Source organism: Chthonomonas sp. (assembly GCA_016788115.1).
Lineage (GTDB): Bacteria > Armatimonadota > Fimbriimonadia > Fimbriimonadales > Fimbriimonadaceae > UBA2391.
In genome coordinates this window covers 159,874-175,820 of sequence record JAEURR010000006.1, presented here as the reverse complement: position 1 = coordinate 175,820, position 15,947 = coordinate 159,874, and the positions used below count along the sequence as shown (strand labels likewise).

At 60.5% G+C, this 15,947-nt stretch carries 14 protein-coding genes; 10 read left to right on the top strand and 4 right to left on the bottom strand.

Features of this window, described 5'->3' with window-relative positions; genetic code table 11:
* The first annotated feature begins 36 nt into the window (after positions 1 to 36).
* Positions 37 to 1,407, top strand: a complete 1,371-nt coding sequence (locus JNM85_05930; GenBank protein MBL8087595.1) for a hypothetical protein — start codon at positions 37 to 39, stop codon at positions 1,405 to 1,407.
* Here JNM85_05930 and JNM85_05925 read toward each other — a convergent pair.
* Entirely contained in the window at positions 1,404 to 3,629 is a 2,226-nt protein-coding gene (locus tag JNM85_05925) for a penicillin acylase family protein (protein MBL8087594.1), read from the bottom strand. The two genes, JNM85_05930 and JNM85_05925, sit on opposite strands and share 4 nt — an antisense overlap.
* A gap of 74 nt (positions 3,630 to 3,703) precedes the next feature.
* The gene (locus tag JNM85_05920) at positions 3,704 to 3,907 is read right to left on the bottom strand and encodes a hypothetical protein (GenBank protein MBL8087593.1); all 204 of its coding nucleotides are present in this window, start codon (positions 3,905 to 3,907) and stop codon (positions 3,704 to 3,706) included.
* 88 nt (positions 3,908 to 3,995) lie between these two features.
* Here JNM85_05920 and JNM85_05915 point away from each other — a divergent pair, with 88 nt between their 5' ends.
* Positions 3,996 to 4,859 carry an NAD+ synthase gene (locus JNM85_05915; GenBank protein MBL8087592.1) on the top strand — a complete coding sequence of 288 codons (864 nt, stop codon included), beginning with the start codon at positions 3,996 to 3,998 and terminating at the stop codon, positions 4,857 to 4,859.
* On the opposite strand, the gene JNM85_05910 is transcribed toward JNM85_05915, so the two are convergent.
* Positions 4,853 to 5,473, bottom strand: coding sequence for an N-acetylmuramoyl-L-alanine amidase (locus JNM85_05910; protein MBL8087591.1), 621 nt, complete (start codon positions 5,471 to 5,473; stop codon positions 4,853 to 4,855). The two genes, JNM85_05915 and JNM85_05910, sit on opposite strands and share 7 nt — an antisense overlap.
* Before the next feature lie 17 nt (positions 5,474 to 5,490).
* Positions 5,491 to 6,543 (bottom strand): M42 family metallopeptidase, encoded by a 1,053-nt coding sequence (locus JNM85_05905; protein MBL8087590.1) that lies wholly within the window; start codon positions 6,541 to 6,543, stop codon positions 5,491 to 5,493.
* Positions 6,544 to 6,605: 62 nt separating this feature from the next.
* Here JNM85_05905 and JNM85_05900 point away from each other — a divergent pair, with 62 nt between their 5' ends.
* The 8 genes from JNM85_05900 (at position 6,606) to JNM85_05865 (ending at position 15,947) form a co-directional block, all read left to right on the top strand.
* The gene (locus JNM85_05900; protein ID MBL8087589.1) at positions 6,606 to 7,613 is read left to right on the top strand and encodes a BMP family protein; all 1,008 of its coding nucleotides are present in this window, start codon (positions 6,606 to 6,608) and stop codon (positions 7,611 to 7,613) included.
* Positions 7,614 to 7,684: 71 nt separating this feature from the next.
* On the top strand, positions 7,685 to 9,049 hold the full coding sequence (locus JNM85_05895; GenBank protein ID MBL8087588.1) for an ABC transporter ATP-binding protein: 1,365 nt from the start codon (positions 7,685 to 7,687) through the stop codon (positions 9,047 to 9,049).
* Positions 9,046 to 10,065 carry an ABC transporter permease gene (locus tag JNM85_05890; GenBank protein MBL8087587.1) on the top strand — a complete coding sequence of 340 codons (1,020 nt, stop codon included), beginning with the start codon at positions 9,046 to 9,048 and terminating at the stop codon, positions 10,063 to 10,065. The genes JNM85_05895 and JNM85_05890 overlap by 4 nt, the downstream gene beginning before the upstream one ends.
* Positions 10,062 to 10,940 (top strand): ABC transporter permease, encoded by an 879-nt coding sequence (locus tag JNM85_05885; protein ID MBL8087586.1) that lies wholly within the window; start codon positions 10,062 to 10,064, stop codon positions 10,938 to 10,940. The genes JNM85_05890 and JNM85_05885 overlap by 4 nt, the downstream gene beginning before the upstream one ends.
* Before the next feature lie 7 nt (positions 10,941 to 10,947).
* On the top strand, positions 10,948 to 12,231 hold the full coding sequence (locus tag JNM85_05880; protein MBL8087585.1) for a cellulase family glycosylhydrolase: 1,284 nt from the start codon (positions 10,948 to 10,950) through the stop codon (positions 12,229 to 12,231).
* Entirely contained in the window at positions 12,209 to 12,430 is a 222-nt protein-coding gene (locus tag JNM85_05875) for a hypothetical protein (GenBank protein ID MBL8087584.1), read from the top strand. Before JNM85_05880 ends, JNM85_05875 begins: the two co-directional genes overlap by 23 nt.
* A gap of 67 nt (positions 12,431 to 12,497) precedes the next feature.
* Complete coding sequence (gene glgP, locus JNM85_05870; protein ID MBL8087583.1) at positions 12,498 to 15,062, top strand: alpha-glucan family phosphorylase; 2,565 nt, start codon at positions 12,498 to 12,500, stop codon at positions 15,060 to 15,062.
* A gap of 393 nt (positions 15,063 to 15,455) precedes the next feature.
* Positions 15,456 to 15,947 carry a hypothetical protein gene (locus tag JNM85_05865; protein ID MBL8087582.1) on the top strand — a complete coding sequence of 164 codons (492 nt, stop codon included), beginning with the start codon at positions 15,456 to 15,458 and terminating at the stop codon, positions 15,945 to 15,947.

The window sequence follows — 15,947 nt, the reverse complement described above, 5'->3', positions numbered from 1 at the left end:
TTACTTTGCAGTACAAAGGATAGGACCCCCCTGATCATGACCAAGATTCTAACTTCAGCATTGACACTCCTTGTAGCCGGAGTCTGCGTGGCTCTGCCGCCTGGCGTGTACATTCCAGACTCGCTTTCTGCCAGCGTGGGTAACCCAAATGGCAAGCGCGTGATGCGCATGGACGGATTTGGCACCTGGATCGACAACGTGATCGCACCCGCGACCCCGTCGTTTTCGATCCCGCTGAGTTGTGCTCAGGGCCCAGGGGATACGATTCTGGTGAGCGACCAAGGTAACGACAACGTCCAGAGATTCAGCAACACGGGCGTTTACCTCGGAGTGTTCATCAACTTCGGTGCTGGCACGGGCAACCCGCGTGGGATCGCCCGCCTGAAGTCAGGAAACTACCTCATCAGCCTCGGCGACTTGGATCAGGTCGTGGAGTACGACTCGAACGGAAACTTTGTGAAGGTTTTCGCCTCGGTTTCTAAGCCTTGGTTCCCGGTGCAGCTGCGCAACGGCGACGTTCTCGTTAGCCGATCTACCGCGTGGGGAAGCAGTGAGCCAACCCCTCCGCAGGTTATGCGGTACTCATCCACCGGTCTTCCCCTCGGCGTTTTCGTCGAAGGATATCCGTTCTCCCAGCAGGTGCATGAGTTGGCCGACGGTAACATCCTGGTGTCGGTCTTCAGCTTGCCGACTACCGCGCACCCGGACAAAGGGAACGCCCTGTACGAGTTCACGCCGGCCGGTGTCGAAGTGGCAAAGTACAACGTCCAGGGCCCCCGTGGATGTATGGAGTTGACGGATGGCAGCATCCTCACGACGTCGGGCACGGTCATCACGAAGTTTGCCCGCGGCAATCCCACTGGTACGGTGCTCAGCGGCTTCGGCGGCGGCACGAGCAGCTGGCGCATGATCATGAACACCAATTCGCCTGCGCCGATCAAGCTCAAGGCGGCGTTGCAAGGGTTCGCTGGCGACGGCAACGGACTCCCGATTAACGTGACGATCACTCCGACGACGGGATCTCCAGTTAGCTTCGCCATGACGGGTAGCTCCGCCTCCAGCGGCACCCTGGGCAACCCGATCACCGGAACCAAAATTACGACGTTACGTGGCCCGGCGACGATCGACATTCGAGGCCCGCGATGCCTGTCACGCCGACTGAACGTGAACCTGGATACCTGGGGATACGAGAGCTCGACGATCCAGCTTTTGGCGGGTGATGCGAACGCTGACGATATGATCGACCTGTTCGACTATCTCATCCTAAGTAGCGGCTACGAAACCTCGGACCCGGACCCCGGATACCTCGTCAATGCGGGTGCTGACTTCAATATGGACGGCACCATCGACTTCTTCGACTACCTGCTCCTCAGCGAGAACTACGAGAAGGAAGGCGAAGCGCTCTAATCCCACGTAAAGACGGGCTTGAACATAAATCCGCGCGCCAACGGCACTTGATCGTTGGCGTGCGGTTCTGTTTCGGAGATCCCGGGGGCGGTGATTGACCGGACCGAGACTTGCTTGCCCAGTTCGACGATCTGGATGAAAGTGCCCCGATTGTTGTAAGGCACCGGAGTTTGACCGGCGTAGTTCATTACCGAGGGGGAGTAGCGCCAGGTACCGACTCGCCGATCCACTTTGGAGAGTTGCTTCACCACGTTTTCGAACGCAGTGCGAGCGAGGGAAACGGGATCGCGTTTCCCGAGGAAGTCGTACTTGGTGCGTCGCTGAATCGCGCGGAGTATGACGCTCGGTTGCGTGGCCTGGTCAAAGGTGCTCTGGCTCATGAAGTTGCCAGTCTGCTCGGCAAAGATCAACGTTCGCATCTCTCGCACCCATTGCGAGTAGATGCGCGCTCCGACGCTGCCCGCTGTGTTGCGCGCGTCCCAACCGAGGAGTTCGCGCGCCGCGGTATCGGCCACCTCTTCACCAAACGGCGTCTTGAGCGCCTTGCGCAACGTCGGGAGGAATGCACCGAGTGTTGCATCGTCGCTCTTGGCGATCCTTGGTGTCACGTCCTCCAGATCGCTCGGGCCGAGCTGTGAATAAGGGATTGCCGCCCGCAACGCATCGACTCGGAATAGTGCGCCCCAAGCCGGGGTGTCGAGATTTGGCCACCACGAGATCGGCTTGTTGTTCCAATTGCTCAGCAGTCCAGACTTGGGGTTCACGACGTGAACCGCTGCTCCGATCGACTCTGCGCCGCGCCAATTCAGCTCGGGCGTCAGCGGAGTGGGGAAGCGTGCGTCCACACCATCTGCTCGCTTCGGCAACAGCCCGCAGTAGACCCACCCAGTCTCGCCGCTTTGCGTCGCGAAGAATAGGTTGAAGCCCAGTGAGATGTTGCGGCCAATCTCCAGCACGTCCTTTGCGGTACGGCACCGACCCAGGTCCGATGCTTGGTCATACGTCTGGAGTTCTCGCATCCAGATGGTGCTGCGTCGGACGAAAACAGACTTGCTGCTGGCGACCTCGTGGATCACCGGCCCGAACTCGGTGCGCTGCCGGGCCACGTCTTGGTCAGGCTCCCCCCTGACCTTCAACACACGTGACGAACGCTGGATCGCAAGCTTGCCGCTGCCGTACGCGAGCCCGTCGCCCGAGCGAGTGCTCACGAAGATGTCGGTCGTGTCGGCAACGCCCGTCGTCAGAGTCCACGCCGCGGTGGGGGTGCTACCGATGAGTACTCCCGGGACGCCGGGGACATCGAGTCCGCGGACTTTGAGCGTCGGGGTCTTCAGAACCACTTCGTGCACGATGCTGGGCGAGCCGTGCCCCATCTGGGGTGCGCCGAGTAGCAGCGGCACACCCGTTCGAGATCGTTTGCCGCTCACGACTACGGCGTATGAGCCTACTTTGAAGGGCGCGGAGTACTGCATCGCCAGATCGATGGTCGGCTCGGAGTACGCGATCCGTATCGCGGGTAAGAGCTCAAGGAGCGAGGCAGCTGGCAGCGCAGCCAACTGCCGGCTCGTGTCGGCCCGGGTGGCGATCGGGAACTGCATGGGGGTGCACTGACCCTCGTCTTCCTTGGCCACCGTCGTCGGTGACGCGGGATCGTTCTGCCAGGCGATGTCGTCCATCACGTCCAGGTACCGGTCGGCGCACTTCTGCGTCTTCAGGTATTTGCTCGCAGCCCACTGCACCAGCTCATAGCCGCCTCCAGAGCCGAATCTCGCGGACATCATCGTCGCGATCGCCGCCGAGTCGACAACCGACCAGGGTTCCGGTGACAAGTTGTATTCGCCGTATTGCTTCGGCAGCTTGCCCGCGGCTCGCGCGTCCTCGATGTACCGGTTGACTCCTTTGGCATAGGCGACCCAGTTGTCGCGAGTCTTGGCGCGCATGCCGTCGAATTGCACTTGAAGCTCGTCGTCGGTGTAGCCGGTCTTGATGACCTGGATGTCGCTCGCGACTGCGCTACTGCCGACGACTTCGGCCATGCGACCCCGCGCGATGCGGCGACTACTCTCCATTTGCCAGAGCCGGTCTTGCGCCACGGCATAACCCATGGCCTCATAGGCTAATGGCTCGCTGGGCGCGGCGATTGTCGGAACGCCGTAGCTGTCGCGGTCGGCGGTCGCGCCGAGTTGGGTGGCCAGAAGTGCAACGAGCGGGGCAAGACTCATAGCAAGAGGTTTAGCACAAAAAGAAGTCCTGGGCCATCGCAGCCCAGGACTTCTGTTGCTTCGTCCGCCTCGTGTTAAGGGAGAGGATTGCGAACGCCGCCGAGAGCTTTGCGTCCGCCGGACAGAGAATAGATCATGTAGATGATCGCGCCGAGCGCTAGCGCGGCAAAGCCGAACTTGAGGATCACCCCGATCAATCCAAAAGCCAATCCAACGGCGATCCTGAAACCGATGATCGCAAGGATCACAATCGCTATCGTCTTTAGAATGCTGGTCATGGTTTTTTTGAACTCCTGATCTACTCTACAACTTCCAGAAGCGAAACGATTCACGTCTAGGTCCATCGACCCTCCTGCAGGTACGATCATGCAATCCATGAGCGTGCCCATTTTGCGTTCTGAACCGCCGACCCTGGATCCGCTGGCCATCGATGCTCAGGCGGTTGCAGACTGGCTGGTGATGTTCTTGCGCGACGAGTGTATTCGGCGACGCGGAATCGGAAAAGCGGTGCTTGGGCTCTCGGGCGGGGTGGACTCCGCGGTGGTCGCGTACCTTTGCGCCCGAGCCTTTGGGCCGGAGAACGTCCACACCATTCGCATGCCGTACAAGGTCTCTTCGCAAGAAAGCCTGGACCACGCGCAGTTGGTCATCGACGATCTTGGACTGACCGCGCGCACCATCGACATCACCGCGATGGTCGACGGCTATGTGACGGCCGCCGAACCCGAGATTAGCTCGCACCGAATCGGAAACATCTGTGCCCGCGCGCGCATGATTGTTTTGTTCGACCAGTCCGCTAAGCTAGGAGCACTGCCGATCGGAACTGGAAACAAGAGCGAGCGGCTGTTCGGCTACTACACGTGGCATGCCGACGACTCCCCGCCGATCAACCCGCTCGGGGACCTCTTCAAGTCACAGGTCTGGGAAGTTGCCCGGGTGTTTGGAGTGCCCGAAGTGATCATAGACAAACCCGCAAGCGCAGACCTGATCAAAGGTCAGACCGATGAAAGCGACTTTGGGATCACCTATCGCCGAGCAGATCGGATCTTGCACTTCCTGTGCAACGGCTACCGAATGGATCAATTGGTTGCCCGCGGATTCGACCCGCATGAAGTGGAGCTGGTCTGGAAGCGCGTGGATGCGACGCACTGGAAGCGCCGACTACCGACCGTTGCGATGCTCTCCTCGAGCGCAATTGGTGAGTTCTACTTGCGACCGGTCGATTACTGACGCTTCTTGGGCTGCTCGTCGAGCTTGTAGATCAGTTCCAGTCCGTATTTCTTGGCCGTGTCAATCAATCGGTCCCAAGGGAAATTCAGCGGATCGTTCTTGCGTCCGCGGGGCTCGGCGACGTACTCGTGACTCGTGATGTACTTGATGTCCTTGAACCGGTACGTCTTGAGAACGCGAATGAGGCGCACACACGCATCAACCTGGGCATCGGTCCAGGGATCCTTCCCATCGCCGACGTTGTCCATCTCAAATCCGACCGAGAAGTTGTTGACGTTCTCCCGACCAAAATGGTCGATACTTTTGCCGGCGTGCCATGCGCGGTTGAACGTCGAAACGTGCTGGACAATCGCCCCGTCCTTGCCGATGGTGTAGTGCGCGCTTGCCTGACTCTCGGTCATGGCGAACCACTTGCAGACTCCCATCATGGTCGTGCCTGCGGTGTGGTGAAGGACGATCGTGTCAACAACCACACCAGCGGGCCGAGGGCCGAAATTGTTCGATCCGTACCAGATCATGCCGCCCCGTCCCGGGTGCAGCCCCTCCTTCTCTGCGAGAGGGTACGCGCTAGGCTGGGCCAGAGCGAGGACGATGCCGGCGATGATGGCTTCCATGCGCTGAAGTATACGCCTCAGATCATGCGGTAGTCGCCGTTATGTGCATCTTCGAGGTATCGGGCCAACAGCGCGACCGCGGCATCCACATCGGCACGGTGCACAGTCTCGTTAACTGTGTGGATGTATCGACATGGGACCGACAGGGTGAACGCAGGGATACCGCCGTGAAGTCGCTGAATCCCACCCGCATCGGTACCGCCCGCCGGAAGGATCTCCATCTGGTGCGCGATCTCGTTCTTCTCCGCGACGGTCCGGAAGTGTTTGACCAACTTGGGGTGACACAGCAGGGAAGAGTCCATGATCTTGATTGCGGCACCCTTGCCGAGGCGAGTAATCGCGTCCGAATCCGGGATGCCCGGGATGTCGTTTGCGAGGGTGACGTCGATGGCAATCACCACATCGGGCTTCACTGCCGAACCGCTGGCGCTTGCTCCGCGCAGACCGATCTCCTCTTGCACCGTGGCAACGGCCACGATCTCCACCTGGTGCGACTTCACCGCGCGCAGAGCTTCGATCATCACGTACAGCGCGACTCGGTCGTCCATGGCCTTGCACGTGCATAGGTCTCCCATCGTCTGGAAGTCTCGGTTCATGGTCACCATATCGCCGAGGCTCACCGCGGCATTCGCGGTCTCGGCGTTCATCCCAATGTCCACGAAGAACGACTCGATGGCCGGTGCTTTCCCCATCTCGTCCGGGCTGAGCAAATGCTTCGGCTTGGACTGGATCATAAGCACGCCGTGGATTGGGCCGGTGGCGGTGTGAACGATCACGCGTTGAGCGGCCATTTGGCGCGGGTCCCAACCACCCAGTGGCTGAAGCTTTAGAAATCCTTGGTCGTCGATGTACTTGACGATGAAGCCAATCTCATCCATGTGTGCGGCGATCATCACGCGCATTGGCGAGTTGACACCCTTGGGCGAGACGGTGCAGCTCAGGTTGCCCATCCAATCGACGTCCAGCTCGCCCGTAACGGTCAACTCTTCACGGACGATTGCGCGAATCTTGTCTTCTTGTCCAGGGACGCCGTGGGCCTCCGTCAGCTTCTTCAGCAATGGCTCGTTCATAAGCAAAAGATACTCCGTGGAGTCGGCGCAAAGTTGTCGTGGTCAGTGTAATCTGTACGGCTATGAAGTTTCGCACTTGGCTCATGGTAGGCGCGGCCTTTGTCGTCCTCGGTTGTACGGGTGGGCAGACCGCCGCGAAGGACGGAACCACCGAACCCACCGCGTCCAAATCCGAGAAGTTCAAAGTCGCTTTGATCACTCCAGGTCCGGTAAGTGACGCGGGCTGGAACGCGATGGCCTACGAGGGGCTTCAGTCCATGGCAAAAGCGCTCGGGGCAGAAGTAGTTGCCAGTGAAGCCCAGGGTCCAAAGATTCGCGATGCCATGCGAACCTACGCTCAGGATGGCTACAAGCTGGTCATCGGGCACGGCTATGAGTACAACGAGCCGGGTGCCGAGATTGCAAAGCTCTTCCCGAACACGGTGTTCATCAGCAGCAGCGGTGGTCTGACTGCCAAGAACGCGGGCGCATTTCGGTTCCAGTTGGAGGACGGATTCTATATGGCGGGGATGTTCGCCGCGATGCAGTCCAAGACCGGCAAGCTAGCGATGGTTGGTTTCAGTGCGATCCCCAGCATCGCCTCGACCTTCAAGGCGTTCGAGGCGGGGGCAAAGGCGGCGAACCCCAAGATCGTGGTGCGCACGATCCCCATCGACCTCAGCGCGGACTCAATCGCCGTACGACAGGCGACGCTCGCTGTCCTGAACGACGGCGCGGATTTTGTGATTCACCAGGCGAATAATCTCGCTCAGACGGTCTTCGATGCGTGCAAAGAGAAGGGTGCCTTTGCGCTGGGAGCGAACGCCAACCAAAACAGCAATACGAGCGGCGCGGTGGTTGCGAGCGCAGTGATCGTTGCGAATCCTGCCTTCCTGGAAGTCGGCAAGGCGGTGAAAGCGGGGACGTACGAGGGCGGGATTACGACCATCGGCATGGCCCAGAAAGCGATCGATTTTGTGATCCGACCCGACGTCGAAGCCAAGCTCGATCCCGCTGTGAAGGAGCGTCTCGCCAAAGTGCGGGAAGAGATCACTTCGAACCCCGCTTTGGTGCCGAAGGACAAGTTCTGACCGAGTTCACGCTGAGCGTCCGGAATCTGAGCAAAGCCTTTGGGGCGGTTCAGGCGCTGGACGGAGTTCACTTGGATCTTCGTCCGGGAGAGATCCACGCAGTTTTAGGAGAGAACGGCGCGGGGAAATCGACCCTGATGCACGTCTTGGCGGGCGAGTACGAGGCGGACTCTGGGGAGATCTTAGTTCAGGGAGTGCCTACGAAGTTTGGATCCGCAGCGGACGCACGTCGCGCCGGGATCGGCATGGTCCACCAGCATTTCATGCTCGTTCCAGCTTTCACCGTGGCCGAGAACTTGGCGATGACCACCCTCGATCGGTTGGGGTCATCACTCGACCTGGAGCGGCGAGCGAACAAAGCGCTGACTTTGGGGTGCGAACTCGGCTGGGAGCTTGACCCGCATGCACTTACCGGCCAACTCGCGGTGGGCGAGCAACAGCGTTTGGAGATCGTGCGCTTGCTCGCAACGGATGCCGAAGTGCTGATCTTCGACGAACCAACCGCTGTCCTGTCACCAGCGGAGGTCGAGGACCTGAGCCGAGTGCTGCGTCAGTTGCGCGATGGGGGGCGCACGGTGGCTCTAATCGCTCACAAACTCAGCGAGATCATGTCCGTCGCCGACCGGGTCACCGTATTGCGACGGGGAAAGTTTATCGCCACCGCACCAATCTCGGAGGTGGACGAAGGGACCCTTGCGACTTGGATGGTGGGTGAATTGCCTGCCCCGCCTGCCCCACCCGTACGTAACCCCGGGGAGATCGCCGTGGAGGCAAAGTGCCTGGTGGTCGATGGGGACCGTGGCGAAGTAGCGGCACGCGAAGTGGACATGAGCGTGCGCCACGGAGAAATCTTGGGCATCGGTGGAGTTGACGGGAACGGCCAATCAGAGCTTGCCGAGGCGCTTGCGGGCTTACGGCGGGTCCGGTCCGGGACTCTCAATGCACCGACGAACGTCGCTTATATCCCCCAAGATCGACAGCGCCAGGGACTCGCGCTCGGGATGTCGATCGAAGACAACCTCACCTTGGGTGTCTTGGACCGAGAGGGGTTCGTGAAGGCGGGTTGGTTGCAACCGCAGCGCATCCGTGGGTGGGCCGAACGAATGGTGGCTGAGTACGCGATCAAGGTGGGGAACTTGCGCGATGCAGTCTCGACGCTCAGCGGCGGCAACCAGCAAAAGGTCATCGTGAGCCGCATTGTGGACGCGGGTCCCGAAGTGCTGGTGGCGCTGAATCCCACGCGCGGACTTGATTTTCGGGCCGCAGAGTTCGTCCAACAGCAGTTGGTCCGGGCGGCGGAGCGCGGGTGTGCGGTCATCTTGTTCACCGCCGACCTGGATGAGCTTCAGTCGCTGTGCGATCGTTACGCGATCATGTCGCGCGGCGAACTCCGAACCGGTGAATTGGCGGCAACGTGGGTCGGAGGATCGGGATGAGAGCGTTGGGTTCGGTGCTGCTGATTGCAGCAGGACTCATGGTCGTCCTCGTGGTGACGTTGGTGGCCTTTGGCATGCCCCTTGGGCCGTCGCTGAATTGGCTCTATGAGGGAGCGCTCGGCTCGCCACAGGGGCGCGCGCGGTCGCTCGTGAACATGACCCCGCTGCTCATCACCGGCCTTGGGATTGGCATTGCCTGGCGCGCGGGCATGATCAATATCGGGGGCGAGGGGCAGTACGTGGTGGGCGGGTTACTTGGCGCGACGATGTACAAGCTCGCGCCCAACCTGAATCCGATCGCTCTCAACGTGACGATCTTGGTCGCGGGCTGCGTCGGCGGCGGGTTGTATGCCTCATTGGCGGGTTGGCTCAGCGTGCGCCGCGGCGTGCAGGTCATCATCTCCACGATCCTCCTCAACTTCATCGCGATCCAAATGCTGGACTGGGCCGTGAACGGGCCGCTTAAAGAACATAAGGGTCAGCTGCCCATGACCGATATGCTCCCGCAATCGGCGATGCTGGCGAGGTACTCAGTCAGCACCGATTTGCACGCTGGCGTCTTCTACGCCTTGGCGCTTGCGCCACTCTGTGCGCTGTGGCTTTTCCGTTCCCGGGCAGGTTTTGTGCTGCGAGTGGTGGGCAATAACCCTGCCGTTGCCGAGGCGAATCGTCTTTCGCCGGGGCGCGTGAAAATTCAGGCGATGGCCATCTCGGGGGCGCTGTGCGGACTCGCGGGTGGCATCCAGTACACCGCCGTCGCGGGGCAGCTCGCCCGCTCGTTCTCCCAAGACTGGGGGTTCCTGGCGATTCCGGTGGCGCTTCTGGGTGGTCTGAATCCGCTCGGAACAGTGCTGAGCGCGGGTTACTTTGGCGCGCTGTTCGCTGGGACCGATACGCTCGCTCGCTTTGTGCGTGGCGGGAGTGCGATTCTGTTCGTCATTCAAGCACTGGCAGTGTTCGGCTTCGTCGCTGCCGGCCGGTGGGTCGAGAGGCGTCGACGCGAGGCCGCGCCATGAGCGAAGCCCTCATCGCCCTGATCGCTGGCGCGCTAACCTACAGCATCCCGCTCGCCCTCGCCAGCCTCGGCGAAGTCGTCAACCAGCGGGCAGGACAGGTGAACGTCGGGCTTGAAGGGATGATGCTCGGAGGGGCGTTCTTCGGAATGACGGCGACGCTCGGAACCGGGAGTCCGGTGCTGGGCCTGCTCGTAGGCGTTGCCGTGGGAGTTCTATTAGGATTGCTCCAAGCCGTGTTCACCATCAAGCTCTCCCGCGATCAGGTTGTCATCGGCGTTGCACTGAACTTGTTCGTGCTGGGCCTCACCAACACGCTCTTCCGATCACGATTCGGAGAGAGTGGTCAACTCTTGTCGGTACCCACGCTACCGAAATGGCACGGGTTCGACGTGATGCTGCCGATTGCCCTGCTGGTCGCCGCCGGTCTGAGTGTTGCGATCCACCACTCGGCCTGGGGGCTCGCAGTGCGATCGGCGGGAGAGATGCCCCGCGCTCTGCAGTCGGTGGGCCATTCCGTCCCCAAGCTGAGGCTCCAAGCGGCGTGCATTGGCGCAGCGCTTGCTGGGCTGGCGGGCGCTTACTTGGCGGTCGGACTGACCGGGACTTTCAACGAGGGGATGCCCGCAGGCAAGGGGTTCATGGCGCTTGCCATGGTCTCTTTTGGTAGGTGGCGCACCCCGTGGGTCTATCTCGCCTGCGTGTTCATCGCTACGGCCGAGGCATCGCGATTCACACTGCAAGCGACCGGCGTCACGTGGATCCCTTCGCAGGCGCTCGTTGCCTTTCCATACGTGCTGGCCCTGGTGGTTCTCGTGGTGGTGGGCAGGGGAAATGATGCGCCACAGCATTTGGGTCGCCCGTACGAGTCAACATAGGATCACGATGGGTTGCGTAGCGCGAGACCGATGGATCCTGATGGTGGCAACCGTCATGCTCGCCGGTTGCTCCACGCCCGAAACTCGGCCGGGGCACACCGTCCCGGTCACAAGGGTCGAGCGGCTGCGCAAGGGCGTCTCAGTCAGCACATGGTTCAGAGGTTTCGAATCCGGCTTTGCCCCGGGTTCACTCGGGGTTCTCAGCCAGGCCGAGATGCGTCAGATGCGTCGGATGGGCATCGGCCATGTGCGACTCGCGCTGGATCCAGCGCTCTTCTACCGTCCCGATGCCCCTCAGCGCCTCGATCCGACCTACCTCAAAGCGCTCGACGATGCGATCCTGGGTCTTTTCGAAGAGGACATTGCGGTGGTGCTGGACCTTCACGACGAGAAAAAACCCTACGACGCCGTCGGCGTCGGAGCTGAACAAGGGCGGCGCTGGCTCGATGGGCTGGTGCCCTTCTGGTCAGAGATGTCGGACCACTACCGGCGTTTCGATCCCGACCGGCTCTTCTTCGAGCTCCTGAATGAGCCGACGTTCAAGCGCCGAAGTGGTGAGTGGGCGGCGGTCCAGGAGCAGTGCGTTCAGGCGATCCGGAAGCACTGCCCGAGGCATACGATCATCGCGACGGTCACGGACTGGAGCAGCGTGGATCGGCTGGCCGATCTGCGTCCAAGCAGTGATCCGAACGTTGTGTACGCGTTCCACTTCTACGAACCGTACGCGTTTACCCACCAAGGCGCTCCGTGGGCCGACAAATCAACCCGAGCACTGCGCGGGCTGCCGTATCCGGTGCAGGGAAGTCTTCCCGAAGGACTGAGCAGTTCCAAATCCGCAGTGGACTATTTCGCGGAGCGGTGGAACCGCGAAAGGGTGCGGAAACGGATTGACCTCGCAGGCGAGTGGTCGCGCAAGTGGGGAAGGCCTGTGTGGTGCGGAGAGTTTGGCGCGTATCCCAAATCGGTCTCGGCGGCGAGCCGCACGGCGTGGTTCACCGATGTCGCCGATGCACTACGCGCAAACCGAATTGGGGCTTGCATCTGGAGCTGGGACGAAGGGCTCGGCCTCAAATATATGACCGACTCGGCGGGCCGCCCAGTGCCGAACCCAGAAGTCGCGAAAGCAGTAGGGCTCTTGCCGGACCGGCGAGAGGACCCCAAGAAGGAGTCTCCAGTTGTCGCTGTACCTGTACCAAGTTCGACCCTCGCGCCCGGAAATGCCCGTCGCACCGTCCGAAAACGAAGCCCGCATCGTCGGCGAGCACTTCATGTACCTCGCCGACGCCGTTGAGTCGGGACGAGTTTGGCTCGCAGGCCGCACGGAAACCGCGCCGTTCGCCGGAATCGCGATCGTACGTGCACTCGATGACGCGTCCGCTGAGAGATTTCTGCAAAGCGACCCGGCGGTTGCCGAAGGGGTGTTTCTCGGGTCGATTCTGCCGTTTCGGCTCGCCCTGCACGGCACTGACTTCGATCCAACGCAAGAGTAATTGACAAATTTAGGCGAAGGGGAGCTAAACGCCGTGCGACTGAACCCGATATTATTACGGGTAACCCATGAAGCTCCTCAAATACGCACACTCTTTTGAAGTTTCCACCGAGCTTCCGGAGCCCTTGCGCGCTTTGCGCAAGCTGGCGATGAATTTCCGGTGGACCTGGCATCACGAAACGCAAGCGCTGTTTGAAGAAGTCGACCCGCAGGTTTGGGCTCAAGTCGAGCACAACCCCATGGAGCTGATCAATCGTATCGATGAGGAGCGAATTGACAAGCTGTGCGCGGACTCAGTCTTCTTGACCAAACTCAACCTTTGCGAAAAGGACCTAGACGCCTATTTGGCCGACGATAGTTGGTTCGATCGCACCTACCCCGGCAAGCGCGACGAGACCCGAATCGCCTACTTCTGCGCCGAGTTCGGCATTGTCGAATCGTTGCCGATCTACTCGGGCGGCCTCGGCATCCTTGCTGGCGACCACCTGAAGGCGGCCTCCGACCTCGGCCTGCCCCTCGTTGGCGTGGGCTTGCTCTACTCGCGTGGCTACTTCCGCCAGACCCTCAATGCCGATGGTTGGCAGGTCGAGCGCTATCCGAACTACGACTACTACCAGTTCCCACTGGAACTCCTGCGAGGCCAGGACGACCAACCGATCCGGGTTTCCGTCGATTTCCCGGACCGCGTGGTCACGTGCCAGATCTGGAAGGCGCGTGTCGGGCGTATCGAGCTCTTGCTGCTCGATAGCAACGTGCTCGAAAATCGTGCGGAAGATCAGGGAATCACCGATACGCTGTACGGCGGCGACGAGAACATGCGCATCCGCCAGGAAATGATCCTGGGCATCGGCGGCATGCGCGCGCTTAGCGCGCTCGGTATCAAGCCGACGGTATGCCACATGAACGAAGGGCACGCTGCCTTCCTCGCCATCGAGCGGATGAAGCAGCTCATGAAGGAGCACAACTGCGACGTCCGTACTGCACGCCAGATCGTCGTGGCGGGGAACGTCTTTACGACGCACACGCCAGTCCCCGCAGGGTTCGACGTCTTCCGGCAGGAGATGATCGCCCAGTACATGAAGAAGGAAATCGAGTCGCTGGGGATCCCCTACGAAGATTTTCTACGTTACGGCAGATTTGCTCCGGACAACGCCAACGAAGATTTCAACATGGCTGTGTTGGCGATGGAGAACGCGAACTTCGTGAACGGCGTTTCCAAGCTGCACGCCGAAGTGTCGCGTGGGATGTTCAACGCTCGATGGAAGGAGTACCCCCGCGAGGAAGTCCCCATCGAAGCGGTGACGAATGGCATTCACACCGGCACCTGGATCGGCCGTCGCATGGGCGATTTGCTGGACAAGTACGTCGGCCCCGATTGGCGCAACGACTCCAGTTCGCCGGAGACCTGGGCCAAGGCGGCCGAAGCAATTCCCGACCACGATCTTTGGGAGATGCGCGAGAACCAGCGCGGCGACTTTATCCGCTACTGCCGTCGTCGGCACGTCAAGAGCATGCTCGGTCGCAACGCGAGCCGACCCGAGATCAGCGCGGGAAGCAGCGTGCTCGACCCGCGCGTGTTGACGATAGGGTTCGCCCGCCGCTTTGCCACCTACAAGCGTGCAAGCCTGCTGTTCACGGACCGAGAACGACTGCACAAGATCTTGTTCCATCCCGACCGACCCGTTCAGTTCGTCTTTGCGGGCAAGTCGCACCCGCGCGATGACGGTGGCAAGAAGCTGATCCAAGAGATTGCGAACTACATCAATCATGAGGGCGGCTCGGCCCGGATGCTCTTCCTTGAAGATTACGATATGGAAGTCGCCCGCCATTTGGTTCAAGGCGTGGACGTGTGGCTCAACAACCCGCGTCGGCCGATGGAGGCCAGCGGAACCAGCGGCATGAAAGTCGTTCCGAACGGCGGTCTCAACTGCTCGGTATTGGACGGCTGGTGGGCAGAAGGATATGAGCCGGGTAACGGCTGGGCGATCGGAGACGAAAGCCAAGCCGCAGACTATGCGCAGCAGGATTGGCTGGACAGCCGCGCGCTCTATCATATCATCGAGTCGGAGATCGCGCCGATGTTCTACAACCGGGGCGAGGCGGGATATCCGCTCGCCTGGGTCGAGATGATGAAGCGGAGCATGCGGGACCTCGCGCCGGTCTACTCGACAAGCCGAATGGTCGGCGAGTATGCGCAGCGGTTCTACATGCCGAGCAGCGAGTCTTTCATCGGACTGAGCGCGAACGGCCAGGCGCGCGCGAAAGCCGCGCTGGTGTGGCGTGACCGTGTCCGCAAGAACTGGGACTCCCTGAAATTCGTGTCTGCCGCCGACACCGCATCGCGAAAGAATCGTGTTGGTGACACTTTCACGGTGACCATTGATCTCGAGCTGGGCGCACTGGAGCCGAGCGACATCAAGGTGGAAGTTCTCGTGGGCAAGGTGCTGAGTGGGCGAGAACTGGGCACAGTCACCACATACGTTGCAGAGCATGCCGGTGCAGGTTCACGGTTCATCGCCACCATCCCGTGCACGGAGAATGGTCACAAGGGTTACGTGTGTCGCGTCGTTCCGTCGCATCCCGATGTCAATGTGCGCAGCGAACTCTCGCTCGTTTGCTGGCAAGACGAGTAACCGCTGTCACTGGTGACACGAAGTCGGCGCACCCCCACGAAGGGCGCGCCGATTTTCTTGTGCCCATGAGTATAGGGCTGGGAACCCCACTGCGGTAGTAGACGTAAGGCTGATTCCCATTATCTGCCCAAGATCTCGTATCTCATTTTTGAGTATTTAGGTAGACAAAGAGTTGAAGCGGTAGTAGAGTTTTGATGCATTTTTGGAGAATCCCATGTATCACCCATTTTGAGGTTGTCTTCGCCGATAAAGGGAGCTATATTTCTTGTTACGCGATGACTGAGCCAGGAGGGTGATGGCAAAGCGGGGCGGGGCGGGGTGCTCTACCCAAATTCTACGAAGGGCCGGCAAGCATGAGGCGAATGCCGGCTTTTCAACACCGAGGGAATGACCGTGGAAGCCCAAGCAAGCGAACGAGAACTCCTCCCGCTCATCGGTACTGAAGAGGCGACCGTTGATGAGCGTGGCCGCGTTCTGCTGAGCAAGAAGAAGCGCGATCGATTGGGCGATGACTTCGTGTTAGCGATCGGCGTGCTCGGATGCTTGGTTGCTTATCCACTTGCCACTTGGATTCGACACTGCAACGAGATTCTGAACCGCTCAAGCATCAACCAAGGGCGCGATCAGTTGACTCGGCTGACGATGGCCGACGCGGTGGACGAAATGTCCTGCGACTCGGCAGGTCGATTCATGATCCCTGCCCACTTGCGAGCTGCGGCGAAGATTGCGGATCGCGTGAAGATCATCGGGCTCGGCGATCGGGTCGAGTTCTGGCCTGCGGACGAGTACGCCGAGTTTACGAAGTACCCGGCTGAATACAACAAAGGGCGACGTGCAACGTATGAGGCGGCTTACCAACTCATGCAAGAGTCGAACGGGGGCTAG